This window comes from Streptomyces sp. TE5632, assembly GCF_054061295.1.
Genome location: NZ_JBSSEA010000003.1, coordinates 2862452 through 2886308 on the forward strand (window position 1 = coordinate 2862452; position 23857 = coordinate 2886308).

Here is a 23857-nt window from a genome sequence, read left to right on the forward strand (position 1 = left end):
CGGGAGTCTCCCTCATCGCGTTCGAATGACGTGCACACATCTGTCCACGGTGCCGCCACCTTACGCGTTCACCCTTTACGAGCCTGTTCGAGTGCCCGCCGGGGGCCGGCAGCCCCCGGCGGGCCCCGGCGGGCACGGGGCGCCGGGTCACTCCACGTACTCGTCCGCCACCGACAGGGCCGAGTCCAGTGCCGCCAGGCCCTCCTTCAGCTCGGCCTCGGTCGTGTTGCACGGCGGCACCACATGGGTGCGGTTCATGTTCACGAAGGGCCACAGCCCGCCCGCCTTCGCGGCCGCCGCGAACGCGGCCATGGGGGCGTTCGCCTCGCCGGCCGCGTTGTACGGCACCAGCGGCTCCCGGGTCTCCCGGTTCCGCACCAGTTCCAGCGCCCAGAACATGCCGACCCCGCGGACCTCGCCCACACTGGGGTGCCGCTCCGCGAGCTCGTGCAGCGCGGGTCCGACCACCGACGTGCCGAGCCGCGAGGCGTTCTCGACGACGCCCTCCTCGGCCATGACGTCGATCGTCGCGACGGCCGCGGCGCAGGCCAGCGGATGCCCGGAGTACGTCAGCCCACCCGGGTACGGCCGCTTCCCGAACGTGTCGGCGATCGCCCCGGAGATCGCGACGCCGCCGAGCGGCACATACCCGGAGTTCACGCCCTTCGCGAAGGTCATCAGGTCCGGCACGACGTCGTACAGGTCCGCCGCGAACCACGTGCCGGTCCGGCCGAACCCGGCCATGACCTCGTCCAGGACGAAGACGATGCCGTACGTGTCGCACAGCTCGCGGACCCCGGCGAGGTAGCCGGGCGGCGGCGGCATGATCCCCGCCGTGCCCGGAACGGTCTCCAGGATGATCGCCGCGATCGTCGACGGCCCCTCGAAGGTGATCGTCGCCTCCAGGTGCTCGAGCGCCCGCGCGCACTCCTGCTCCTCGGTCTCGGCGTAGAAGCGGGAGCGGTACAGGAAGGGCGCCCAGAAGTGCACGACCCCGGCCGTGCCGCTGTCGGAGGCCCAGCGGCGCGGGTCACCGGTGAGGTTCACGGCCTGCTGGGTGCCGCCGTGGTACGAGCGGTACGCGGAGAGCACCTTGGGCCGCCCGGTGTGCAGCCGCGCCATGCGCACGGCGTGCTCGACGGCGTCCGCGCCCCCGTTGGTGAAGAAGATCTTGTCGAGGTCCCCCGGCGTCCGCTCGGCGATCAGCCGCGCCGCCTCCGACCGCGCCTCGACGGCGAACGCGGGCGCGAACGTCGTCATCCGCGCGGCCTGCTCCTGGATCGCGGCGACGACCTTCGGGTGCTGGTAGCCGATGTTGGTGTAGACGAGGCCGCTGGTGAAGTCGAGGTAGCGCCGGCCGTCGTAGTCCCAGAAGTACGACCCCTCCGCCCCGGCGACGGCGAGCGGGTCGATGAGCTCCTGCGCGGACCAGGAGTGGAAGACGTGCGCACGGTCGGCGGCCTTCACGGCGGCCCCGACCTCGGGGTTCGGCTGAGGAGTCATGGGGCCGAGGGTAGGTCGTGGCACCGGACGCGCGACATCGGCGGCCTGTCTGCGGTCCGCCGCTTTCCGCGACAGAGTGTCGACAGCCGTCGCGACGGGGAAGCCCGTCACCGGCGACCGGCGACCGGCGACCGGCGACCGGCGACCGGCGACCGACGACCGAAGACCGGCGACCGACGACCGACGACCGGCGAAGGCGTCGGGTGAGGCGGGGTTCGCACAGGCGGTCCACGCGCTGGAACGCCTGTCCGCGGTGTGTGACGAACCGGGCCCGCCTGTTACGGAACCGTGGACGAAGCCCTGGTCACTCCGGCCCCGGCCCGGTCTATCCTCGGGCTGTTGCTCACTGTGGGGGGAAGGCGGCGCAACGATGGAGATGCACGGGCCGGGGGGCGACGCGATGGGGGCGCCGGGCGACCGGCACCCGGGGAGAATCGGCGCGTACCGGCTGCTCGCGCGGCTCGGGGCCGGCGGAATGGGGTACGTCTACCTGGCCCGTTCCGACCGGGGACGCACCGTCGCCGTCAAGCTGGTCCGTGAGGAGCTGGCCCAACAGGAGGAGTTCCGGGCCCGTTTCCGCCAGGAGGTGCAGGCCGCACGGCAGGTCGGCGGCGCCTGGACCGCGCCGGTGCTGGACGCGGACACCGAGGCCCCGGTGCCGTGGGTCGCCACCGGGTACGTCGCGGGGCCCAGCCTCCAGCAGGTGGTCGGGCAGGACCACGGCGCGCTGCCCGAGCGCTCGGTGCGCATTCTCGCCGCCGGTCTCGCGCACGCGCTGAAGGACATCCACGCCGCCGGCATCGTGCACCGCGACCTCAAGCCGTCCAATGTGCTCGTCACCATCGACGGGCCGCGCGTCATCGACTTCGGGATCGCGCGGGCGATGGAGACCGTGACCGACGGCGGACTCACCCGCACCGGCGCGCTCGTCGGCTCGCCCGGGTTCATGGCGCCGGAGCAGGTGCGCGGCGACCGCATCACCTCCGCCTGCGACGTCTTCTGCCTCGGCTCGGTGCTCGCCTACGCGGCCACCGGCGAGCTTCCCTTCGGCACCGCCAACAGCGGGGTGCACGCCCTGATGTTCCGCATCGCCCAGGAGGAACCCGACCTCGGCCGGGTCCCCGAGGGCCTCGCCGACCTGGTGAAGGACTGCCTGAAGAAGGACCCCGCCCAGCGGCCCACGCTCGACCGGATCCTGGAGCGCACCGGCGCCGAGGACACCGTCGTCGACGGCCGCTCCCGCGAGCCCTGGCTGCCGAGCGCCCTGGTCGCCCAGCTCGGCCGGCATGCCGTGCGGCTGCTGGACACGGAGGACCCGGAGACACCACCCTCGGCAGCGGCGGCGGCAGGGGCCGCCGGGCAGCCCGCACCGGCCATGCCACCCGCACCACCCGCACCGCCCGCACTCCCCGCACCGGACGGCTCCGCGCCCGCCGCCACCCCCGAACACGCCCCCGCCCCCGACGGCTCCGCCCCACCGGAGCCTCCGCCCCACGCACCCGCCCCGCCCGCGCCGGGCACCCCCGGTGACGGTACGCCGGTGAACCACCTGCCCACCCTGGTCGTCGGCCAGAGCACCACACCGCCCCCGGGCCCCACCCCGGGCGGCCCGGCGGCAGGGCAGGCCCCCGCCGCATACGGCCATCCCCAGCCGCACGCCCAGCCGCACCCCCAGTCCCCCGGCTACGGCTACCCGTACAACGCCTACGGGGCCGCCGGCTCCACCCCGCCCTACGGCCCGCCGCCCCTCGGCCCGAACCCGCCCCCGTACGGCCCGGCGCGGACACCGCGGAGCGACCGTTCCACCACGCTGCTCGTCGTCATCGCCCTGGTCGTCGCGATCGCCGCCGGCGGCACGGTGTACGCGCTCATGAGCAGCAACGACGGTGGCAACAGCGCCGGCGGCGATCCCACGGCCACGGCGACCGACGACACGTCCCGGGGCACCGACCCGACCGCCGACGGCAAGGCCTCGACCGGGCCGGACGGACCAGGCGGTGCAGGTGGCACAGGAGGCGCGGGCGACCCGACCCGGTCCGGCACCCCCGCGCCGACGGACGGGGCGGTCCCGACCGGCTACCTGGGCAGCTGGTCCACGACCATCGACAACGCGAGCGGCCGGCACACCCGCAGACTGACCATCCAGCAGGGCGAGGTGGGGGACCCGGTCATGTCCCTCGTCGCCGACGGGCCCACCGGCAACGGCACCTACCACTGCGTGTTCGAGGGCAGCCTCTCCGACGCCCCGGGCTCCGGCGACCGGCTGCGGATCGGCCCGTCCAGCGTGACGGTCGGCCAGCCGCGCAGCGCCTGCACCCCGGGGTCCGCCACCGAGATCACCCTCCGCCCCGACGGTTCCCTCCAGCGCGTGAACACCAGCAACGGCGAGCAGCTCGTCTACACCCGGGACTGAGACACCCCGCCGCCCCGCCTACCTCGGCTCCGGGGGGCGCTGCCGGGGCATGTTCGGCCGGGCAGCGCCCGATGGGGCGGGGAAACGGCCGTGCGGCGCGGCCGCATCGGGACGGCCCGTGCCGGCCGCGGCCCCCCGGACGCCCAGCGGCACGATCCCGCCGCGGAAGTCCGTCATCCAGTCCTCCGTCTCGGCCCGCACCAGCTCGCTCACGTCCTCCGAGAACCGCCGCAGCACCGACAGGCACCGCTCGGCCGCCTCGCTCGCGGTGCCCTCGGCCGGGCCCAGCACCTCGCGGACGCACTCCGACGCCCAGTCGAACTGGAACGCCTGGAGCCGCCGCTGCACCGCCTGCGCGGTCGCCACGTCCCGCATCCAGCCGGACGTCACCCCGAAGAACCGGTCGGCGACCGCACACGCCACCGCCAGCAGCAGCGCCAGGTACCCCCAGGGAGTGGCCCCGACGGCCACCCGGGTCAGATCCAGCAGCAGCAGCGCCGCCCCGGCGACCGCCCCCGCCGCGGTCCCGGCGCGCAGGGCCCGCGCGCAGCGCCGCTTCCACACCCGGTCCGCGAGGTACCAGGCGGCGGTGTCCAACGCCCCCTGTTCCACCCACCGGTACAGCTCGTCCAGCCGGAGCGCGGGCTCGCCCCAGTCCCCGAGCGGAAACACCCGCCCGGCCAGATCGCCGGGCCGCAGCCCGGCCGCCCCCTCGCCGGGACCGTCCTGCGGACGGCCCTCGGGCTGCATCTCCGGCTGACCCACCCCGTACTCCCTACTGACCTGACCCCTGCCGACTCCTGCTCGACGTCTGCGCGACGTCTGCTTGACGGTTGGCGCGGACGTGCCCGGCCCTTCCTACCGCCCGACGGGTGGGGCGCGCCGGGGGTTCGGCCGCTCTTCCGCCCGAAAGAGGGCCGTGATCAGGTAGAGGGCCCGACCGGGACTCACTCGAAAGAGTGCTGGGGCGACGGCCGCCCGGACCACGTAGGCTCGTGCCGAACGGGAAAATCCCGTACGGACGGACCGACCAAGGAGCTGAATCGTGATCCCCGGTGGTGGCCAGCCCAACATGCAGCAGTTGCTCCAGCAGGCCCAGAAGATGCAGCAGGACCTGGCCAAGGCGCAGGAGGAACTCGCGCGCATGGAGGTCGACGGCAAGGCGGGCGGTGGCCTGGTCACGGCGACCGTCACCGGCGGTGGCGAGCTCCGGGCGCTGAAGATCGACCCGAAGGCGGTGGACCCCGAGGACACCGAGACCCTCGCGGACCTGATCGTCGCGGCCGTCCAGGCGGCCAACGAGAACGCTCAGACCCTCCAGCAGCAGAAGCTCGGCCCGCTGGCCCAGGGCCTGGGCGGCGGCGGTATTCCAGGTCTGCCCTTCTAAGACGGGGCGCGGGCCTCTACGGTACGTACTGAAGAAAACCCAGGAAGGACGGCAGTCCGTTGTACGAAGGCGTGGTGCAGGATCTCATCGACGAACTCGGGCGGCTGCCCGGCGTCGGTCCGAAGAGCGCCCAGCGGATCGCCTTCCACATCCTCCAGGCGGAGCCGACGGACGTACGGCGTCTCGCCCACGCCCTGATGGAAGTGAAGGCGAAGGTCCGCTTCTGCGCGACCTGCGGCAATGTGGCGCAGGAGGAGTTCTGCAACATCTGCCGTGACACCCGCCGCGACCGCGCGGTCATCTGTGTCGTGGAGGAACCCAAGGACGTCGTGGCCATCGAGCGCACCCGCGAGTTCCGGGGCCGCTACCACGTCCTGGGCGGTGCGATCAGCCCGATCGACGGGGTGGGCCCCGACGATCTGCGCATCCGTGAACTGCTGGCCCGGCTGGCCGACGGCTCGGTCACCGAGCTGATCCTGGCCACGGACCCGAATCTGGAGGGCGAGGCCACGGCCACGTACCTCGCCCGCATGATCAAGCCCATGGGCCTGAAGGTCACCCGTCTGGCCAGCGGCCTCCCGGTGGGCGGTGACCTGGAGTACGCGGACGAGGTCACCCTCGGTCGCGCCTTCGAGGGGAGACGACTCCTAGATGTCTGATGCCACGCTGCACGCGATCGACCGGGACCCGGACGACTTCTCGGTCCAGATCGCGGATCAGATCGAGAGCTTCCTGGTCGCCGTCACGGAGGTCGCCAAGGGCGACGAGCCCGACTCGGCGGTTCCCTTCCTCCTGCTGGAGGTCTCCCAGCTCATGCTGGCCGGCGGCCGGCTGGGCGCCCACGAGGACATCGTCCCCGAGGAACGGTACGAGCCCGACCCGGGCCCGGAGGCCGACGTGGACGCACTCCGCGAGAACCTCGCCCGGCTGCTGGAGCCGATCGACGTCTACTCCGAGGTCTTCGACCCCTACGAGCCCCGCACGGCGCCCGTCCCGGCCCGGATCTCCGACGACCTCACCGACGTCATCAGCGACCTCCATCACGGCATGGTCCACTACCGGGCCGGCCGCACCACGGAAGCGCTGTGGTGGTGGCAGTTCTCCTACTTCTCCAACTGGGGCCCCACCGCGTCGGCGACCCTGCGCGCCCTCCAGTCCGTCGTCGCCCACGTCCGCCTCAACCAGCCCCTGCCCGCCCTCGACGGCCTCGACACCGACCAGAGCATGGGCGACGACACCCTCGAATTCGAGGCGGGCAAGGTCATGGCGGAAGAAATCGGCACCCCCCTGGGCATGCGCCCGGTCACGTAACGGGACCGGCGTTCCCGAAACGGCGGCCGGGAGGAGGGCCCCCTTTGCTGAAGACGTGAGCAGTCGGTGAGGAAGTGTCACTTCGGCGCTCGGATGAGTTCCATATGGACAGTTCCGGTCGAAGTGCTCACGTCTTGCAGCGGGTGTGCGGCATGGACGACTGCGTGTACGTCGGCAACGCGGGCGAGGACGCGGCGCTGGACCGGGGTTGGATCCTCGGGCACTTCAAGGACCTCGACGATCCGCGCCACAGCGAGGCCGTGGAGATCAAGTGGGGCGTCCACCCCCGTGGCGACGAGCGAGCGCAGTGGGTGCGGGGCGAGGAACGCACAGCTCTCCTGGTTCTCATCAGCGGCCGTTTCCGAGTGGAACTTCCCGGCCGCAACGCCCTGCTGGAGGAGCAGGGCGACTACGTCGTGTGGGGACCGGGAGTCGACCGTTCCTGGTTCGCGGAGGAGGAGTCGGTGGTACTGACCGTCCGCTGGCCGTCCGTCCCCGGCTACGCAGTGGCAGAGGAGGGGGAGGCGGGGCCAGGATCACGGTGACGATCGAGTACCGCGACCGAACGGCGGGTGCGGCCTGACCGGGGTGCGGAGCAGCGGGAGCAGTGCCTCGGGCTCGACGTGGGGTGCGGTCATCGTCGGCACGCTGTACCAGCGGAGCGGCCAGGTGTTGCCGTCCAGCGCGGGGATGCCGATGTAGCTGACCGTGCGGTCGCCCCGGCAGCCGAGCCGCTGCACTCCGAGCGGCCAGTCGTACCGCTGCACGGCTCCGGGCGGAAGCAGGAAGTACACCCATCGCCCCCGGGCCGCCTCGGCCACGATCGGCCCGGCGTCCTCCTCGGCCGCCTCGACCAGATGGTCGGCGACCAACTCCCCGAGCAGCCCTTCGATCCGCACGGCGTCGAAGTGGACACCGGTGACGTGCAGTCGGTGGCCGATCAGGGGGACCCACTCGGGCCGGTGAATCGCGTTCGTCATGGTCACACGGTGACGAGCATCACGCTACGTTCGGTAGCGACTGAGGAGATACACGCCGGGGTGTATCCAACGGAGGTGCGTGCCGTGTCGGGTCAGAACAACTCCCAGCCGCCCGTCGCCTGGCGCTACAGCGGCAACCAGCTGAAACGCTGGCGCACCAAGGCGAGCGTCAGCCGCGAGCAGCTCGCCGAGGCCGCCAACTACTCGCCGGACACCATCAAGTCGATGGAGCAGGGGGTCCGGACGCCGACCCCGCGCGTACTCGACGTCGCCGACGAACTGTGCCGGGCCGAAGGCTTGTTGAGCGCCGCGAAGGACTACTTGCAGCGCGAGAAGTTCCCGGCACGGGCACAGGACTTCATGGAGCGGGAGAGGGAGGCGATCAGTCGCTGGTCGTACGAGGCGACGCTGGTTTCCGGCCTGTCGCAGACGGAGGCGTACGCGCGGACTTTGTTTGAGAACCGCTATCCGCCTTTGGGCGAGGAGCTTGTGGAGCAGCGGATCGCCGCACGCGTGGAGAGGCAGGCCATCCTTACCAGGCCCAACCCGCCGGTTGGGTTGAGTTTTGTCCTCTACGAGGCAGTCCTGCGCAGCCCTCAGGTGGATATCGAACAGTTGCACCGCCTGCTGGAGGTGTCGCGTCTGCGGAATGTTGTGTTGCAGGTGCTCCCGTTCGAGCGGGCGGTTCCTGTGGCGCTCATGGGGCCGATGGTGTTGTTGGAGACTCGGGCGCACGAGCGATTCGCCTTTACGGAGGGGCCGTTCGCGAGTGAGTTGTCGGCTGATCCTGGGGTTGTCAACCGCGTGACCGAGCGGATTAGCATGATCCGCACACAGGCTCTCAGCCCCGCTGAGTCGGCCCGCTTCATCGAGGGGATGGTGGATCGGCAATGAGCGATCAGCTGGATTGGTTCAAGTCGAGCTACAGCGATGACGAAGGCGGCGACTGCGTCGAAGTCGCCCTCGCCCCCACCATCCACGTCCGCGACTCCAAGGCGGCCCCCAATGGCCCCGAACTCCACGTCTCCGCACCCGCCTGGTCGGCGTTCATCGCCGCAGTTCGGCCCGGAGCTTGAGCCCCGGGATTCGAGCTCTTCCCATGGGTTTTCTGGGTTTCTGGTTTGGTTGAAATACCCAACCAACCAATTCTGAAGGCCAGTTGAGGCGTCGTACCTCGAATGGGTGACGTTCCGTGATCGGCTTGCGGCGGAGCGTGAAACGGCTCTAGGTTCGCGGCAAACGAGCAAACAGCTCGGCCCCGGTCGGTGCGCAAACACCGGCTCCGGGGCCTGACCTCCGGAACGAATCGAGACTTCGCCCGTGGCTTACGCCCACCCTAGCCCCGCCCTGCCCTCCCCGTCCCACCCCATGGCCAAAACGGGCTACGGGAAGCGCCTTGCAGGTGACGAAGACCCGCATGCGGACGCCGACTTCGCACATCTGCTCCCCCGCGAGGCCGAGGTCGCCGTCTTCATCGACCACCTCGACACCGGCCACTCGATGGCCCACAAGGTCCTCGCGGCGGAGCACCCGCGCTACGGCCAGCAGGCGATGCGCACGTCGCTGACCCGCATCACCGAGGCCGGCCACCTGCGCTGGATCAAGGAACACATCACCGTCGAGGACAACACCATGCGGTGGGTCACGCGCACCTACTGGTCGCGTACCCGCAGGTCACCCGAGTGGTGGGCGCAGTTCGCGAGGGAGCGCCACGGCAAGGACGTGACCCGGGACCACCAGCCCGGCCTGGCTCGCGTCGAGGACGTGGTGACCACCGACGTACCGGCTGCCCGCGAGCCCGAGCCCGAGCCGGAGGTCGAGCCCGAACGCGAGGGCGACACCGAGCTCGAGGCCGAGCCGGACAGCGCCGCGTACCGCGTCCTCACCGGGCTGCGTGCCGCCGACACCCGTCTGCCGCTCACCGAAGGCGACTGCCGCTCCCTCGAAGCCCTCGCCGAGGAGTGGCTGGCCCGGGGCGCGACGCCGCTCGACATCACCCGAGCCCTGACCGAGGGGCTCCCACCCACTGTCAGCAACCCGGGCGGATTCGCCCGCCGACGACTGGAGTCGAAGATGCCTCCGCAGCAGAGCGAACCGCGCGCCCGCGTAACCCGCGTGATCATGGCCTGCGCCACCTGTGACCAGGACGAACGCACGGTGAAGATCGACCGGGGCATCTGCGAGAACTGCCGCGAGGAGGACGCGGCCAACCCGATGACCGACGCGGACATCATCAAGGGGTTCGAGGAGATCGCCCACCTGGGCACCACCTCGGCGTACTTCCTCAGGAAGAAGCTGGAACGCGGCACGGGCGGTCCCGTGCCCGACACGTTCCGCCCCGTGCCCATCGAGGACCGCGTCTTCTACCACTACCGGGACAACCGCGACCGCATCGCGAACGGCCTCCCGTCGAGGCGCTGGAACCCGTGACCACGATGCCCCGAGCGCTCGCCCGCGCGCTTCCGCGCGCCCGTGGCGCCGACGAAGACGGTGGATTACGTTCGTAATATGGCAGAGAAGGTGAAGCTCAGCGTGAGTATTGACGCCGAGCTCGGGACGGCACTGCGGCAGTACGCCGCCGCCGAGGACGAGCAGATCTCGGCGGTGATCAGCCGGGCGCTGGAGCAGTACCTGGACGACCGTCGCCTGATCCGCGCCGGCCTGCGGGCGATGGCGGACTACGAGGCGGAGTACGGGTCGTTCTCCGAGCAGGAGATGGCCGAGGCGGATGCCTGGGCGGCGGACCTCTTCGCGCCGCGGCCCGGCGAGGAGCGGCGCAGCGCATGAGCCATGTCGTGTACGACAGCGGTGCGCTCATTGCCGCTGCGAAGAGCGACCGTCGGTTCCTCGGTCGGCACAAGACGCTGCTGCTGCGCGGGGACATCCCACTTGTTCCGGCCGGTGTGCCGGCGCAGTGCTGGGACGAGCGCGCGTCGGCGGCGATGCTGCACTGGGCACTGAACGGATGCCGAGTGGTGCCGTTGACGGAGTCGGGTGCGAAGGCTGCGGCCGTGCTCTGTCAGAGGAACAAGACGTCCGACATCATCGACGCCAGTGTCGTCCTTGTCTCCGCCGCCTACGACGACGCCCCCGTTCTCACCGACGACCTGGGGGACATCCGCGCTCTGGCCGCCTGCGCCGGACGGGAGGGCATCGTCGTGAAGCGGCCGTGAGGGTGTGACGCAGGTCGCTTTTCCGAGTGGTCGGCTTCGGGCTGGGCATGAGCCCTCCTGCACGGGTGCCCGGGAATCTCACGATGCGGTATCGACGAGGCGTTTTTCGGGTGCCCGATAGAATGAGCCGACCACGGTGTGCACACATGTGCGCAAAACGTGGGACAACGACGGAATGAGCGAGGAGCGCACGTGGGCCTTGTCGTGCAGAAGTACGGAGGCTCCTCCGTAGCCGATGCCGAAGGCATCAAGCGCGTCGCCAAGAGGGTCGTGGAAGCCAAGCAGAACGGCCACCAGGTGGTCGTCGTGGTTTCCGCGATGGGCGACACGACGGACGAGTTGATCGATCTCGCCGAGCAGGTTTCCCCGATGCCTGCCGGGCGCGAGCTCGACATGCTGCTGACCGCGGGAGAGCGGATCTCCATGGCCCTGCTGGCCATGGCGATCAAAAACCTGGGCCACAACGCCCAGAGCTTCACCGGCAGCCAGGCAGGCGTCATCACCGACTCGGTCCACAACAAAGCCCGCATCATCGACGTCACACCCGGCCGGATCCGTGCCTCGGTGGACGAGGGCAACATCGCCATCGTCGCCGGTTTCCAGGGCGTCAGCCAGCAGGGCAAGAACATCACCACGCTCGGCCGCGGTGGCTCCGACACCACCGCGGTGGCCCTGGCGGCCGCCCTCGACGCCGAGGTGTGCGAGATCTACACCGACGTCGACGGCGTGTTCACCGCCGACCCGCGCGTGGTGCCGAAGGCCCGGAAGATCGACTGGATCTCGACCGGCGACATGCTCGAACTGTCGGCCTCCGGGTCGAAGGTGCTGCTCCACCGCTGTGTGGAGTACGCCCGCCGGTACAACATCCCGATCCACGTCCGCTCGTCCTTCAGTGGACTGCCGGGCACGTGGGTCAGCAGCGAGCCGATTCAGCGAGGGGACAAGAAGGTGGAGCAGGCGCTCATCTCCGGTGTCGCGCACGACACCTCCGAGGCCAAGGTCACGGTCGTCGGTGTGCCGGACAAGCCGGGCGAGGCGGCCTCGATCTTCCGTACGATCGCCGACGCCGAGATCAACATCGACATGGTCGTGCAGAACGTGTCGGCGGCCTCCACGGGCCTGACGGACATCTCGTTCACGCTGCCGAAGACCGAGGGCCGCAAGGCCATCGACGCCCTGGAGAAGAACAAGGGCGCCATCGGCTTCGAGTCCCTGCGCTACGACGACCAGATCGGCAAGATCTCACTGGTCGGCGCCGGTATGAAGACCAACCCCGGGGTCACCGCCGACTTCTTCACCGCCCTGTCCGACGCGGGCGTGAACATCGAGCTGATCTCGACCTCCGAGATCCGCATCTCGGTCGTCACCCGCAAGGACGACGTGGACGGTGCCGTCCGCGCCGTGCACACCGCCTTCGGGCTGGACTCCGACAGCGACGAGGCCGTCGTCTACGGGGGCACCGGCCGCTGATGAGTGGGTCCGGACGGCCGGCGCTCGCCGTCGTGGGAGCGACCGGGGCCGTCGGCACGGTCATGCTCCAGATCCTGTCCCAGCGGGCCGACATCTGGGGCGAGATCCGACTGGTCGCCTCCCCGCGCTCGGCCGGCCGCAAGCTGGCCGTGCGCGGTGAGCAGGTCGAGGTCGTGGCGCTCACCGAGGAGGCCTTCGACGGGATCGACGTCGCGCTGTTCGACGTCCCCGACGAGGTCGCCGAGCGGTGGGCGCCCGTCGCCGTCGCACGGGGTGCGGTGGTGGTCGACAACTCCGGCGCCTTCCGGATGGACCCGGAGGTGCCGCTCGTCGTCCCCGAGGTCAACTCGCACGCCGCGCGGATGCGCCCGCGCGGGATCGTCGCCAACCCGAACTGCACCACCCTGTCGATGATCGTCGCGGTGGGCGCGCTGCACGCCGAGTTCGGGCTGCGCGAGCTGGTCGTCTCCTCCTACCAGGCGGTCAGCGGCGCCGGACACGAGGGCGTGCGCACCCTGCGGGAGCAGCTGTCCCTGGTCGCGGGTACGGAGCTGGGGACCGGCCCCGGTGACGTACGGCGGGCGGTGGGGGACAACACGGGCCCCTTCGCGGAGCCGGTCGCGCTGAACGTCGTGCCGTGGGCCGGGACGCTGCGCGAGGACGGCTGGTCCTCGGAGGAGATGAAGGTCCGCGACGAGTCCCGCAAGATCCTCGGCCTGGCGCGGCTCCCGGTCGCCGTGACCTGTGTGCGGGTGCCGGTGATCACCACGCACTCGCTCACCGTGCACGCCCGCTTCGAGGACGAGGTCACCGTCGACACGGCCCGCGAGATCCTCGCCACGGCACCCGGCGTCGTGCTGTACGACAACCCCGCCGCGGGCGAGTTCCCCACACCCGCCGACGTCGTCGGCACCGATCCGACGTGGGTGGGACGGGTACGGCGGGCGCTGGACGACCCGACGGCGCTCGAACTCTTCGTCTGCGGTGACAACTTGCGCAAGGGCGCCGCGCTCAACAGCGCGCAGATCGCCGAACTGGTGGTGGCCGAGGCGTAAATAATCCTTGGTCACGGGGATGAGTTTGTAGGATCTTCGTGGGCCATGCGATCCGGCCAGGATGGCTCAGATCTCTTGATCCTGTCCGGTCGGCAGTCGAGGATTTACTTTCCCGCCCCACGCAACCGAGCGTGGGGCGAGAAGCGTCTTTGCGGGCACCCCTGTTGTTGGGCACGTGGGGACGCGGTGGTCTTTTCGGGCGTGGGGACGTCTGAAATCGGACGTGGGGACGTCCGTTCATATGAGACATAGGGGAAGAGCGGACACATGAGGGCATTCGGTGTGCTGTCGAGAGTGCTGCCCGGCACGGACGACGGTCGGCCGGCGCCGGGCGCGGCAAACGTGACGCGCGGCACGTACAACCCTCATGGGGGGAAGCGTGTCCAACTGGCGTGGCTGAGGTACTCGACTTCGCAACGCCGCGCGGCACGGCTCTACGCCCGCCCCGCCAGGCTCTCCGACCCCGCAAGGCCGGTGCGTCCGGTGGCATGCCGGTGATCGCGCCGATGCCAGCAGCGCGGCCCGCCCGCATACCGAGTCAGCGTGACGGCGGTGCCGACGACATCGTGGCAGCCGGCACGACCGTCGACCATCTCACCGAGACCTACCGGGCGCACTACCGCTCGCTGCTGGGTCTCGCGGCGCTGCTCCTCGACGACACCGCCTCCTGCGAGGACGTCGTCCAGGAGGCGTTCATCCGCGTCCACTCCGCCCGTAAACGGGTCCGGGACCCGGAGAAGACCCTGGCGTATCTGCGTCAGACGGTCGTCAACCTCTCCCGTTCCGCGCTGCGCCGCCGCATCCTCGGCCTGAAGCTGCTCTCCAAGCCCATGCCCGACATGGCGAGCGCGGAGGAAGGCGCCTACGACCTGCTGGAGCGCGACTCCCTCATCAAGGCGATGAAAGGGCTGCAGCGCCGTCAGCGCGAGGTGCTGGTGCTGCGGTACTTCGCGGACATGACCGAGGCGCAGGTGGCGGCGACGCTCGGCATCTCGCTGGGCTCGGTGAAGGCGTACGGCTCGCGCGGGATCGCGGCGCTGCGGGTGGCCATGGAGGCGCCGGTATGAGCGGCGACAGGGACACGCGCGGTGAGGAGCGCGGGCCGGAGGAGGATGGGCCCGAGAAGCGCGCGGCTGAGGAGCACGCGGCCGAGAAGAGCGCGGCCGAGGCTGAGGAACGTGAGCCCGACGAACGTGTGTCCGGGGCCGACGGCCCGGGGCCGTCCGACGGTGACGACCTGCGCGTACCGCGTGGGTCGGTGTCCCCGACCGGGCAGCAGTCGAAGCAATCGCACGCTGGGAACGGAACTGTGAACGACGGCCTGGACGACGAGGGACCCGACCAGGGCACGGAGCGGCTCGACTCCGATGAGCCGACCGGCTCGGACCGGCTGACGGACTCGGACGGACCGGCGGATTCGGTCGAGCTCGCCGAGTCGGACCAGTCGGACCAGTCGGCCGAGACTGCCAAGTCGGTCGGGCCGGTCGAGTCGGTCGAGCCCACCGAGCCGGTCGGGCCTGCTGAGTCGGTCGGGCCGGTCGAGCCCGTCAAGTCGGTCGGGCCGGTCGAGTTCGACCAGTCGGCCGAGCCCGTCAAGTCGGTCGGGTCGACCGAGCTGGACGAACTGGACGTGCGGAGCCTGCTGCACCGCTCGGTGGGCGAGATGGAGCCGCGCGAGGGCTCGCTGGAGTACCTGCAGCGCGCGGTCCCCGCCCGCCGGGCGCGCAAGCGGCAGCTCCTCGTCGGCGCGGCGGCCGCGGCCCTCTTCCTCGGCACGGCCGTCCCGGCCCTCGTGCACGTCTCGAACGTCACCGGTTCGGACGCCAACCCGTTCGCCATCGGCCACGCCTCGGAGACGGAGGGCAGCACCGACGAGGAAAAGAAGACCGGCGGCGGCGAGACCACCGCGGGCGGTGCCTCGGACCGGGTCGAGGGGACCGACAAGGACGGCAAGGGCAAGAAGGTCAAGGAGAAGGGCGTGGGGCCCGGCTCGAGCACGGGCGAGCCCGAGAAGGCGGGCCCCTCGTCGAGCGCGACGGCCGGGGTGACCGCCTGCACGGCCGCACAACTCGGACCGGCCGTCGCGAGCAGCGTCGCCCCCGACTCGACCGGCGCGGTCTACGGCTCCTTCCGGGTCGGCAACGTGTCCAAGGTGACCTGTACCGTCGGCGGGCCCGGAAACGTGAGCGTGACTCCGCTGGGTGCGGCCGACCCCGCCAAGGTGGGCTCGGCCCGGCATGTGGCGGGGGACGCGGCGGCCGGCCTGCCCGACCCGTCCCTGGAGTCCGCGCCGCTGGTGCTCAAGCCGGGTGAGGCGTACGACGTGAAGTTCGCCTGGGTGCCTTCCGAGACCTGTCCCACGGACGGCGGGACCGGTGGCGACACGGGGGGCGGCACCGAGGAGCCCACGCCCGACCCGAGCCCCTCGCAGGAAGAGCCCATGGCCAACAGCGGCACGTCCACGGGCGGCGACACCGGAACGGCGGCCCAGCTCCTCAAGGCGGACGGCCCGGCCGAGGGAAGTGTGACCGTGACGTACACCGCGGCGACGGGGGGCACGGCGACCGTCACGGTGGCCAACGCCTGCGCGGGCACCGTCTACTGGACGGGACTGCTGCCGACGCTGACGAGCTGACGCCGACGGGCCGATGCCGACGGGCCGACCGGGACGGAGGTCCCGGTCCCGGTCACACCCCTGACGGGCTGGACTGCCTCTCGTCCGGTTCCGGCTCGCGCTCCTGCCGCTCCTCCGGGACCAGGCCCAGTTCCGCGTCCCGGACGAGCTCCACCTCGCGACGCAGCAGGCGGAACCACATGAAGACGACGAAGCCGACGAAGGCGAACCACTCGGCGGTGTAGCCGAGGTTCTGGAACGCCTTGAGGTCCAGCCCGGTACCGCCCGGCGCGACCGCGGGCACCGCCCGCATCCCCGAGTCGCCCTCGTTGAGGGTGATCCACGCCTCGTACACGTCGTGGGGCACCAGGTTCACCAGCGACGCCGCGCTGATCGCGGCGGTCTGCCCCTCCGGCAGGCCGCTGCGGGCGCTGACGCCGTGGCTGCCGGGGGTCTCGGACGCCTGGAGCGCCCCGGTGACGGTGACCTCGCCGTCCGGCGGCGCGGGCGCCCCGGACGGGTCGGGCTCGCCGGGCAGCCAGCCGCGGACGACGGGCAGCACCTTGCCGTTGTCGGTGTGCAGCAGGGTCAGGACGTAGTGGCCGGGTTCGCCGTCGAGGTTCCGGTCGGGCACGAGGAGCTGTTCCTCGTAGCGGCCGCTCGTGGTGGCCTGCTTGCCGGAGGTCGCCTTGGTCACCGGCAGCAGTGTGTCCAGCGGCCGGGCCTTCTCCTGCTGGGAGGAGGCGGCCTGTTCCTCGGCGCCGCGGTGGTTGTCGACGCGGTCCTCGAAGCGGCTCAGCTGCCAGGAACCCATGAAGACGCAGAAGGGGATGGCGAGCAGCACGAAGACGTTGATCCCCCACCATCGGGGCGTCAGCAGAAACCGGTACACGCTCCCACGGTACGGGGCCGAGTGGAAAGACCGGTTCGCGGGGCGGCCCGCGCGGCCCCCGTGGCCCCGTGGTTGCTGGGACGGGGGAGGCAGGGGTGACCCGTGGCGGTAGCGGTGGTGTCGGCCCCGGTGGGAGATCCGGTGCGGGTTGTCCACAGGCTGGGGACCTCGGCGGCGCGACACCCCCCAAGGCAGGCAGTATGGGGCCATGACTGAGAGCAACGAGTCCGGCGCACCGGCGCGGCGGACGGACCGGACCGAGCGAGTACAACAGGGCGAGCGGATGCCCGACTGGGAGAAGCGCTTCCGGGCGCCCCGGGTCTCCCTGCCCGACTGGGCGGAGGACGCCCCCGACCGTTCCCTGTTCGTGTCGAACGCGACGGGGACGTACGAGCTGTATGCCTGGGACCGGTCGACGGGCGAGCAGCGCCAGGTGACGGACCGGCCCAACGGCACCACGGACGGCGTGCTCTCGCCGGACGGCGAGTGGATCTGGTGGTTCGACGACAAGGACGGCGACGAGTTCGGCGTCTGGCGCCGGCAGCGGTTCGCGGGCGGCGCCGACGAACTCGCCGCCGAGGGCCTGAACGCCTCGTACCCGGCCGGTCTCGCCCTCGCCCGGGACGGGCGCACGGCGGTCGTGGGCCGTTCCACGGACGAGGACGGTACGACGATCCACCTCGTGCGCACCGGCGAGGAGCCCGTGGAGATCTACCGGCACCGCGAGTCGGCGGGCGTCGGAGACCTCTCCCACGACGGCTCGCTCATCGCCGTCGAGCACACGGAGCACGGCGACGCGATGCACTCCGCGCTGCGTGTGCTGCGCCCCGACGGCACGCCGGTCGCCGAGCTGGACGACACCAGGGGCGGCACCGAGGAGCTGGGCCTGGAGGTGCTGGGCTTCGCCCCGCTCGACGGTGACACGCGTCTGCTCATCGGTCACCAGCGGCGCGGTCGCTGGGAGCCCATGGTGTGGGACGTGGCGACGGGCGAGGAGACGGACCTCGCCCTGGAGCTGCCGGGTGACGTGAGCGCCGAGTGGTTCCCGGACGGCACGGGCCTGCTGATCGCGCACAGCTTCGAGGCCCGCAGCGAACTGTTCCGCTACGACCTGGCGGGCCCCGAACTGCTGGAGATCGACACCCCGCCCGGCACGGTCTCGGGCGCGACGGCCCGTCCGGACGGCAGCGTGGAGTACCTGTGGTCGTCGTCGGCGGAGCCGTCGGCGGTCCGCTCCACGGCCGGCGGGGTCGTCCTGGACCCGCCGGGCATGAAGTCGCCCGGTTCGGTGCCGGTGGAGGACGTGTGGGTGGAGGGCCCCGGCGGCCGGATCCACGCCCTGGTCCAGAAGCCCGCGGGCGCGAGCGGCCCGCTGCCCACGGTCTTCGACATCCACGGCGGCCCCACCTGGCACGACAGCGACTCCTTCGCCGCGGGCCCGGCCGCCTGGGTCGACCACGGCTACGCGGTGGTCCGCGTCAACTACCGCGGTTCCACGGGTTACGGCCGCGCCTGGACCGACGCGCTGAAGCACCGGGTCGGTCTGATCGAGCTGGAGGACATCGCCGCGGTCCGCGAGTGGGCGATCACCTCGGGCCTCGCGGACCCGGACCGTCTCATCCTCACCGGCGGTTCCTGGGGCGGCTACCTCACCCTCCTGGGCCTGGGCACCCAGCCCGACGCGTGGACCCTGGGCATCGCGGTGGTCCCGGTCGCCGACTACGTCACGGCGTACCACGACGAGATGGAGGCGCTGAAGGCCATGGACCGTACGCTCCTCGGCGGCACCCCCGAGGAGGTTCCCGAGCGGTTCGAGGCGTCCTCCCCGATCACCTACGTCGACCGGGTGAAGGCACCGGTCTACATCTCGGCCGGGGTGAACGACCCGCGCTGCCCGATCCGCCAGATCGAGAACTACGTCCACCGCCTCCAGTCCCGCGACGCCCCCCACGAGGTCTACCGCTACGACGCGGGCCACGGCTCCCTGGTGGTCGACGAGCGGATCAAGCAGGTACGCCTGGAGCTGGACTTCGCGGAACGGTACCTGGGGAAGCAGGTCTGAGCAGGTAGGGAGAGGGCTGGGGAGGGCCGGGGCGGCCGAGGGGGGAGAGGCGCTTCCCGGGCCGCGGCCCGGGAAGCACCGGCCCCCCCGTTCACGTCACGCCCCGGTCCGCTCCCTCCCCCTGCGCCGGAGCAGTTCCGCCAGCCCCCGCCGGGTGGCGCCCAGCACCACCCGGTCCTCGCTGCGCAGGACGTACGTGTCGGGCAGGTCCCAGATCAGCCCCGACGGTCCCGCCTCCGCCGGACCGACGCCGCCGTTCGCGCCCCTGCCCCTGTTTCCGGGGGGCCCGGGGGCCCCCGGAATTCCGAATCCGTTTCCGTCGCGGTTCCCGTCCCCGCCCGTGCCCGGCGGGCGTACCGCCGTGGCCGCCGTGTCCAGGGCCAGCACCCGCCACGCCCCGGCCCGGAACGCCTCACCGACCGTCCTGCCCTCCAACTGCGGATGCCCGCCCACGGTCAGTGCCGCGAACACCAGCACCCGCCGCTCGACCGGGATCGCCCCCAGGATCTGCCGGCCCATCATCGCCCCCGCGAACGCGGGCGCGGCCAGGTGGGAGACGCTGCGGCTCCTGGTCAGCGCATCGGGGTGCGCGGCCCGCAGGGTGCGGTACACGGCCGTCGCGAACTCGTCGTGGTACAGCCGCAGGACGACCCGCAGATCGGACCGCACGGACCGCGCGTACAGCACGGCCTCCAGATTCGTGGTGTCGGCGCTGGTCAGCGCGAGCAGCGCGTCGGCGCGCTGGATCTTCGCGGCCTCCAGCACGCCCTCCTGCGTGACGTCCCCGAGCACCACCGGCACGCCCAGCCGTCGCGCCGTGGCCATGCCCCGCGCCTCCGGGTCGGCCTCGACGCACACCACGGGGATGTGCAGCTCGTGCAGCCGGGTCAGCACCCGGGTACCGATCTTGCCGAGCCCCAGCAGCACCAGATGCCCGCTCAGCCCGCGTGGCGGCTTCCGCAGCGTCGAGGCGGTACGGAACGTCCCCAGCGCCTCCAGCACCGCCGCCACCATCACCGGCAGCAGCAGCAACCCGACTATTCCGGACAGCAGTTGAAGTATCTGCTGGCTCCTGGACGCGTTGTGCGCGGGATCGTTGATCGAGAAGAGGTCGAGCAGGGTGACGTAGGTGGCGTGCAGCGGACTGTCCTTCGTGACCAGGGTCAGGGTCACCGCCAGCGCCACCACGGCCGCCGCCAGCCCCGCCAGCGACCACCGCAGCCGCTGCGAGAACAGGGAGGCGAGGGGCGGCACCTGGGCCCGCACCACCGGCAACGGCGGCCCGGAGTACGACACCTGCTCCAGCACCATCGTGCCGCGTCCGGTCGCCGCCGCGACGGCGTCCGCGTCGGGCAGCATCTGCGGCCCCTGGTCACCGCTGTCCTCCGAACCCTCCGACCCGCCCGGGTCGTGGCTCGTCGCGGACAGCAACGCCAGGGTGCACAGCCCGGGATCGGCCACCTCGCCGGGGCGCGGCGGACGCCGTTCCACCGCGCGCAGCATCAGCCCGTCGGTGTTGACGATCTTGCTGGTGCCGACGAGCGCGGTGGCGACCAGGGCGGGCGCGGCCGTGTCGGCGTCGGACAGCACGGTGGTGGACGTGTCGACGACGGGGTCCCCGCGCCCGTGCGGGTCGCTTCCGGCCAACCCGGCTGCCTGGTCGAGGAGTTCCTCTATGTGCCGGCCCAGGCGGCGGTTGTAGAGGCGCAGCACGAGGCGCAGCCGGGGGTTGATCCGGCGGGCGGTGAGGGCGGCGCGGATGTTGGTCTCGTCGTCGTCGTACACCAGGGCCAGTGCGGCGGCCCGCGCCACGCCCACCTCGGCGAGTACGGCGTCGGTCGGCTCGGCGGCCTCCACCAGCCGCTGGTCGGACGCGCCGTCGGAACCGCCGTTGCCGTTGCCGTTGCCGCGGTTGACGGTGGCGTTCACGAACCGGTCGAGCAGGGCGGCGGAGGCCGCGCGGGCCCGCCCGACCACGGGTTCCCGCACCCGGAGTCCGGACGGCGGCACGACGAGGGTGACCTGTTCGCCGTACACGCCCCGCAGTTCGGCGGCGAGCCGATGCGCGAGCCCGTCGTCCCCGCACACCACCATGTGTGCGGGGGGATCGTCCGGCGGGGTCTGATTCGGAAGGCTCACCACGAGAGGAAAGACTGCCTTATACACGCAGGCGGTTCCAGGAGTACCCGGCGAACGGCGTTGAACGGGGCCGTACTTCGCTTCGTACCAAGGAGGCAGGAAGGCGGGGCGGGGCGGGAGCGGCCCCGCCCCGCCCTCGCGTGCGATGTGGGAGGTACCCGGTCCGTGGCCGTCACCAAGTTGCCCGCCGCCGGGGAGTCCGGGCCGCCGGGGGAGTCCGGGCCGTCAGGGGAGTCCAGGCCCTCGGGGGAGGCCAGCCATGTCAACTCCCCTCTCCTCCTCGTCCTGTTCCTGCTTCTCGCCGTGATGTTCCAGGACTCCGTCCGTCGCGCCCTGGCCGCACCCGTGATGCAGAGCTGGATGACGGTGTTCGTCGCGGTGCTGATCCAGGCCCTGCCCTTCCTGGTGCTCGGTGTCCTGCTCTCCGCGGCGATCGCCGTGTTCGTCCCGCCGTCCTTCTTCGCCCGCGCCCTGCCGAAACGCACGTCCCTGGCGGTCCCGGTCGCGGGCGCGGCGGGCGCGGTGCTCCCCGGCTGCGAGTGCGCGTCCGTGCCGGTGGCGGGGGCGCTGGTGCGCAGGGGAGTGGCACCGGCGGCGGCGCTGGCGTTCCTGCTGTCCGCTCCCGCGATCAACCCGATCGTGCTGACGGCGACGGCGGTCGCCTTTCCGAACGACCCCATGATGGTCCTCGCCCGTTTCACGGCGAGCCTGCTGGTGGCGTGTGCGACGGGCTGGCTGTGGCAGCGCCACGGCCGCGCGGACTGGCTGCGCCCGCCGTCCCGTTCGTCCTACGAGGGGCAGAGCCGGGGCGCCGCGTTCTGGGGGTCGGTCCGGCACGACGTGATGCACGCCGGTGGCTTCCTGGTGGTCGGCGCGATGGCCGCGGCGACGCTGAAGGCGGTGGTCCCGGCCGGCTGGCTGCGGTCGGCGGCCGACCACCCCGTGCTGTCGGTGCTGGTGCTGGCGGCGCTGGCCGTCCTCCTGTCGATCTGCTCGGAGGCGGACGCGTTCGTGGCGGCCTCCCTGACCCAGTTCTCGCTGACGGCCCGGCTCGCCTTCCTCGTGGTGGGTCCCGTGATCGACCTCAAGCTCTTCGCCATGCAGGCGGGCACGTTCGGCCGCGGCTTCGCCCTGCGCTTCGCCCCCGCGACCCTCGTCCTGGCGGTGGCGGCCTCGGCCCTGACCGGAGCGGTCCTGCTGTGAACCCGAACCCGAACCCGAAATTGAACCCGAACCCGAACCCGAAACCGAACCTGAACCGCCAGGCCCAGGCGGCTCTCCTCTTCCTCCTGGGCGCGACCGTGCTGCACGCGGGCCTGACCGACCTCCATCTGCGCTACGTCAAGGCGGGCCTGCGCCCGCTGCTCCTGCTGTCCGGCGCGGTACTCGTCGTGACGGCGGCGGCGACGGTCTGGTACGAGTGGCGCGGCACCCACCGAAGGCACGACCGGGACCGGGAGCGGGACCGGGAGCAGGACCGGAATCAGGGCCAGGGCCCGGTCCGGGACCAGGACCGGGAAGACGGTCACGGCCACGGTCACGGCCATCGGGAGCCCCGTGTCGCCTGGCTCCTGGCCCTCCCCGTCCTCGCCCTGATCCTGGTGGCACCGCCGGCCCTCGGCTCGTACAGCGCCACCCACACGGGCACGGCGCTGCAGAAACCGTTCGGGTTCCCGGACCTTCCCGCCGGGGACACGCTTCGCCTCGGGGTCGGCGAGTACGCGGCACGCGCGGTCCACGACGACGGCCGTCACCTCCGCGACCGCACCATCAGGATCACCGGTTTCGTCGCACTGGACCGGGCCGGTACTCCCCAGCTGGTCCGGATGTCCCTCAGCTGCTGCGCCGCGGACGCCCAGCCGGTCAAGATCGCCCTGACCGGCGAGGTCCCCCCGGTCCTGCGACCGGACGCCTGGCTGGAGGTCAGCGGCACCTACACCCCGCGCCGGACGAAGGACCCGGTCAACGACGGTCCCGTCCCCTACTTCGAGGTCACGGCCGCGAAGCCGGTCCCGGCCCCGCGCGACCCGTACGACGAGGTCTGGAACGGCTGAGGGGGCTCAGGGGCGGTGCTGCCGGGTGTGGCCGTCGGCGGCAGTGTCCCGGGTGACGGTCTCACCCTGGATGACGCGAGGGGCGTCCGGCTGCCGGCCCTGCTCCCGCGCCTGCTCCTCCCGCTCGTCCTCCTTGGCCGCACGGGCCTCGGCCTTGAGGATGCGGGCGGACTTGCCCGCCGAGCGGGCCAGCTCGGGCAGCTTCTTCGCACCGAGAACGGCGATGACGACGATGAGGATGATCGCGAGTTCGCTCAACCCGAACATGGGGGTCCGTCCTTCTCGTGAGCCGTTGCCGGATGCCGCCCGTAGAATCTACAGCAATGTAGAGAATTTGACGGCGTGCACGTGTCTATACGATGACCGCCCGGGAACGGGATGGCGGCGGAAGGGAGACGGGCCGTGGTCGAGGGCGATCAGGGGCGCGGTCAGCGCCACCGGCGGCGGGGACAGGGCGAGTTGGAGGCACTCGTGCTGTCGGCGCTCCGGGAGGCGGACGGCCCGGCGACGGCCGGCTGGGTGCAGGAGCGTCTGGGCCAGGACCTCGCCTACACGACGGTCGTCACGATCCTGACCAGGCTGCTGGCCAAGGGCGCGGTCACCCGTGAACGCGCGGGCCGCTCCTTCGCCTGGACGCCCGCCTCCGACCACGCCGGCCTCGCGGCGCACCGGATGCGCAGGGTGCTGGACGCCGAGAGCGACCGGGAGGCGGTCCTGGCCAGCTTCGTCACCGGTCTCGGCCCGGACGACGAACGGCTGCTGCGGGAACTGCTGGGTCAGCCCCGGGGCGATGGGGAAGACTGA

24 protein-coding genes are annotated in these 23857 nt (G+C 71.7%); 18 read left to right on the forward strand and 6 right to left on the reverse strand.

Annotated elements, in window-relative coordinates; genetic code table 11:
• Positions 1–147: 147 nt before the first annotated feature.
• Positions 148–1503, reverse strand: a complete 1356-nt coding sequence (locus ACVW19_RS18275; RefSeq protein WP_457460420.1) for an aminotransferase class III-fold pyridoxal phosphate-dependent enzyme — start codon at positions 1501–1503, stop codon at positions 148–150.
• Between the two features lie 400 nt (positions 1504–1903).
• Here ACVW19_RS18275 and ACVW19_RS18280 point away from each other — a divergent pair, with 400 nt between their 5' ends.
• Positions 1904–3916 (forward strand): serine/threonine-protein kinase, encoded by a 2013-nt coding sequence (locus ACVW19_RS18280; protein WP_457464657.1) that lies wholly within the window; start codon positions 1904–1906, stop codon positions 3914–3916.
• Positions 3917–3934: 18 nt separating this feature from the next.
• Here ACVW19_RS18280 and ACVW19_RS18285 read toward each other — a convergent pair whose 3' ends face one another.
• A complete protein-coding gene (locus ACVW19_RS18285) occupies positions 3935–4681 on the reverse strand; it encodes an SLATT domain-containing protein (RefSeq protein WP_457460421.1) in 747 nt (248 codons plus the stop codon).
• A gap of 280 nt (positions 4682–4961) precedes the next feature.
• On the opposite strand from ACVW19_RS18285, the gene ACVW19_RS18290 reads away from it, so the two are divergent.
• From ACVW19_RS18290 to ACVW19_RS18305, 4 genes are all read left to right on the forward strand, one after another.
• Entirely contained in the window at positions 4962–5303 is a 342-nt protein-coding gene (locus tag ACVW19_RS18290; protein WP_457460422.1) for a YbaB/EbfC family nucleoid-associated protein, read from the forward strand.
• A gap of 59 nt (positions 5304–5362) precedes the next feature.
• Positions 5363–5962, forward strand: a complete 600-nt coding sequence (gene recR, locus ACVW19_RS18295) for a recombination mediator RecR (RefSeq protein ID WP_457460423.1) — start codon at positions 5363–5365, stop codon at positions 5960–5962.
• Positions 5955–6614 carry a DUF5063 domain-containing protein gene (locus ACVW19_RS18300; RefSeq protein WP_457460424.1) on the forward strand — a complete coding sequence of 220 codons (660 nt, stop codon included), beginning with the start codon at positions 5955–5957 and terminating at the stop codon, positions 6612–6614. The genes recR and ACVW19_RS18300 overlap by 8 nt, the downstream gene beginning before the upstream one ends.
• A gap of 152 nt (positions 6615–6766) precedes the next feature.
• The gene (locus tag ACVW19_RS18305; RefSeq protein WP_457460425.1) at positions 6767–7159 is read left to right on the forward strand and encodes a signal peptidase I; all 393 of its coding nucleotides are present in this window, start codon (positions 6767–6769) and stop codon (positions 7157–7159) included.
• On the opposite strand, the gene ACVW19_RS18310 is transcribed toward ACVW19_RS18305, so the two are convergent.
• On the reverse strand, positions 7151–7594 hold the full coding sequence (locus ACVW19_RS18310) for a hypothetical protein (RefSeq protein ID WP_457460426.1): 444 nt from the start codon (positions 7592–7594) through the stop codon (positions 7151–7153). The two genes, ACVW19_RS18305 and ACVW19_RS18310, sit on opposite strands and share 9 nt — an antisense overlap.
• A gap of 84 nt (positions 7595–7678) precedes the next feature.
• On the opposite strand from ACVW19_RS18310, the gene ACVW19_RS18315 reads away from it, so the two are divergent.
• The 9 genes from ACVW19_RS18315 to ACVW19_RS18355 all read left to right on the forward strand — a co-directional run bounded on the left by ACVW19_RS18315 (position 7679) and on the right by ACVW19_RS18355 (position 15927).
• A complete protein-coding gene (locus tag ACVW19_RS18315; protein ID WP_457460427.1) occupies positions 7679–8488 on the forward strand; it encodes a helix-turn-helix domain-containing protein in 810 nt (269 codons plus the stop codon).
• Entirely contained in the window at positions 8485–8670 is a 186-nt protein-coding gene (locus ACVW19_RS18320; RefSeq protein ID WP_457460428.1) for a DUF397 domain-containing protein, read from the forward strand. Before ACVW19_RS18315 ends, ACVW19_RS18320 begins: the two co-directional genes overlap by 4 nt.
• Positions 8671–8914: 244 nt before the next feature.
• Entirely contained in the window at positions 8915–10024 is a 1110-nt protein-coding gene (locus ACVW19_RS18325; RefSeq protein ID WP_457460429.1) for a hypothetical protein, read from the forward strand.
• 78 nt (positions 10025–10102) lie between these two features.
• Complete coding sequence (locus tag ACVW19_RS18330; protein WP_457460430.1) at positions 10103–10381, forward strand: hypothetical protein; 279 nt, start codon at positions 10103–10105, stop codon at positions 10379–10381.
• Complete coding sequence (locus ACVW19_RS18335) at positions 10378–10767, forward strand: twitching motility protein PilT (protein ID WP_457460431.1); 390 nt, start codon at positions 10378–10380, stop codon at positions 10765–10767. Before ACVW19_RS18330 ends, ACVW19_RS18335 begins: the two co-directional genes overlap by 4 nt.
• A 192-nt stretch (positions 10768–10959) precedes the next feature.
• On the forward strand, positions 10960–12237 hold the full coding sequence (locus ACVW19_RS18340) for an aspartate kinase (protein ID WP_457460432.1): 1278 nt from the start codon (positions 10960–10962) through the stop codon (positions 12235–12237).
• Positions 12237–13292 carry an aspartate-semialdehyde dehydrogenase gene (locus ACVW19_RS18345; RefSeq protein ID WP_457460433.1) on the forward strand — a complete coding sequence of 352 codons (1056 nt, stop codon included), beginning with the start codon at positions 12237–12239 and terminating at the stop codon, positions 13290–13292. Before ACVW19_RS18340 ends, ACVW19_RS18345 begins: the two co-directional genes overlap by 1 nt.
• Before the next feature lie 392 nt (positions 13293–13684).
• Positions 13685–14359 (forward strand): SigE family RNA polymerase sigma factor, encoded by a 675-nt coding sequence (locus ACVW19_RS18350; protein ID WP_457460434.1) that lies wholly within the window; start codon positions 13685–13687, stop codon positions 14357–14359.
• Positions 14356–15927, forward strand: a complete 1572-nt coding sequence (locus tag ACVW19_RS18355) for a hypothetical protein (RefSeq protein WP_457460435.1) — start codon at positions 14356–14358, stop codon at positions 15925–15927. The genes ACVW19_RS18350 and ACVW19_RS18355 overlap by 4 nt, the downstream gene beginning before the upstream one ends.
• Before the next feature lie 52 nt (positions 15928–15979).
• Here the strand turns inward: ACVW19_RS18355 and ACVW19_RS18360 are convergent, their stop codons facing one another.
• Complete coding sequence (locus ACVW19_RS18360) at positions 15980–16798, reverse strand: SURF1 family protein (RefSeq protein WP_457460436.1); 819 nt, start codon at positions 16796–16798, stop codon at positions 15980–15982.
• 208 nt (positions 16799–17006) lie between these two features.
• Between ACVW19_RS18360 and ACVW19_RS18365 the strand changes: the two genes are divergently transcribed.
• Positions 17007–18860, forward strand: coding sequence for a prolyl oligopeptidase family serine peptidase (locus tag ACVW19_RS18365; RefSeq protein WP_457460437.1), 1854 nt, complete (start codon positions 17007–17009; stop codon positions 18858–18860).
• A 96-nt stretch (positions 18861–18956) separates the two neighbouring features.
• On the opposite strand, the gene ACVW19_RS18370 is transcribed toward ACVW19_RS18365, so the two are convergent.
• The gene (locus tag ACVW19_RS18370; protein ID WP_457464659.1) at positions 18957–20954 is read right to left on the reverse strand and encodes a potassium channel family protein; all 1998 of its coding nucleotides are present in this window, start codon (positions 20952–20954) and stop codon (positions 18957–18959) included.
• 210 nt (positions 20955–21164) lie between these two features.
• On the opposite strand from ACVW19_RS18370, the gene ACVW19_RS18375 reads away from it, so the two are divergent.
• Both ACVW19_RS18375 and ACVW19_RS18380 read left to right on the forward strand, forming a co-directional pair.
• On the forward strand, positions 21165–22202 hold the full coding sequence (locus tag ACVW19_RS18375) for a permease (protein WP_457460438.1): 1038 nt from the start codon (positions 21165–21167) through the stop codon (positions 22200–22202).
• Positions 22203–22252: 50 nt separating this feature from the next.
• Positions 22253–23053, forward strand: coding sequence for a TIGR03943 family putative permease subunit (locus tag ACVW19_RS18380; protein WP_457464661.1), 801 nt, complete (start codon positions 22253–22255; stop codon positions 23051–23053).
• A gap of 6 nt (positions 23054–23059) precedes the next feature.
• On the opposite strand, the gene ACVW19_RS18385 is transcribed toward ACVW19_RS18380, so the two are convergent.
• The gene (locus ACVW19_RS18385; RefSeq protein ID WP_457460439.1) at positions 23060–23320 is read right to left on the reverse strand and encodes a twin-arginine translocase TatA/TatE family subunit; all 261 of its coding nucleotides are present in this window, start codon (positions 23318–23320) and stop codon (positions 23060–23062) included.
• Between the two features lie 135 nt (positions 23321–23455).
• On the opposite strand from ACVW19_RS18385, the gene ACVW19_RS18390 reads away from it, so the two are divergent.
• Positions 23456–23857 carry a BlaI/MecI/CopY family transcriptional regulator gene (locus ACVW19_RS18390; protein ID WP_457460440.1) on the forward strand — a complete coding sequence of 134 codons (402 nt, stop codon included), beginning with the start codon at positions 23456–23458 and terminating at the stop codon, positions 23855–23857.

Excerpts from the sequence above, each read along its gene's own strand:
- ACVW19_RS18365 (WP_457460437.1), top strand. The coding sequence starts at position 17,007 with ATGACTGAGAGCAACGAGTCCGGCGCACCGGCGCGGCGGACGGACCGG.
- ACVW19_RS18275 (WP_457460420.1), bottom strand. The coding sequence starts at position 1,503 with ATGACTCCTCAGCCGAACCCCGAGGTCGGGGCCGCCGTGAAGGCCGCC.
- ACVW19_RS18370 (WP_457464659.1), bottom strand. The coding sequence starts at position 20,954 with ATGGTGGTGTGCGGGGACGACGGGCTCGCGCATCGGCTCGCCGCCGAA.
- ACVW19_RS18280 (WP_457464657.1), top strand. The coding sequence starts at position 1,904 with ATGGGGGCGCCGGGCGACCGGCACCCGGGGAGAATCGGCGCGTACCGG.
- ACVW19_RS18385 (WP_457460439.1), bottom strand. The coding sequence starts at position 23,320 with ATGTTCGGGTTGAGCGAACTCGCGATCATCCTCATCGTCGTCATCGCC.
- ACVW19_RS18320 (WP_457460428.1), top strand. The coding sequence starts at position 8,485 with ATGAGCGATCAGCTGGATTGGTTCAAGTCGAGCTACAGCGATGACGAA.
- ACVW19_RS18305 (WP_457460425.1), top strand. The coding sequence starts at position 6,767 with ATGGACGACTGCGTGTACGTCGGCAACGCGGGCGAGGACGCGGCGCTG.
- ACVW19_RS18310 (WP_457460426.1), bottom strand. The coding sequence starts at position 7,594 with ATGACGAACGCGATTCACCGGCCCGAGTGGGTCCCCCTGATCGGCCAC.
- ACVW19_RS18330 (WP_457460430.1), top strand. The coding sequence starts at position 10,103 with ATGGCAGAGAAGGTGAAGCTCAGCGTGAGTATTGACGCCGAGCTCGGG.
- ACVW19_RS18355 (WP_457460435.1), top strand. The coding sequence starts at position 14,356 with ATGAGCGGCGACAGGGACACGCGCGGTGAGGAGCGCGGGCCGGAGGAG.
- ACVW19_RS18345 (WP_457460433.1), top strand. The coding sequence starts at position 12,237 with ATGAGTGGGTCCGGACGGCCGGCGCTCGCCGTCGTGGGAGCGACCGGG.
- ACVW19_RS18300 (WP_457460424.1), top strand. The coding sequence starts at position 5,955 with ATGTCTGATGCCACGCTGCACGCGATCGACCGGGACCCGGACGACTTC.
- ACVW19_RS18335 (WP_457460431.1), top strand. The coding sequence starts at position 10,378 with ATGAGCCATGTCGTGTACGACAGCGGTGCGCTCATTGCCGCTGCGAAG.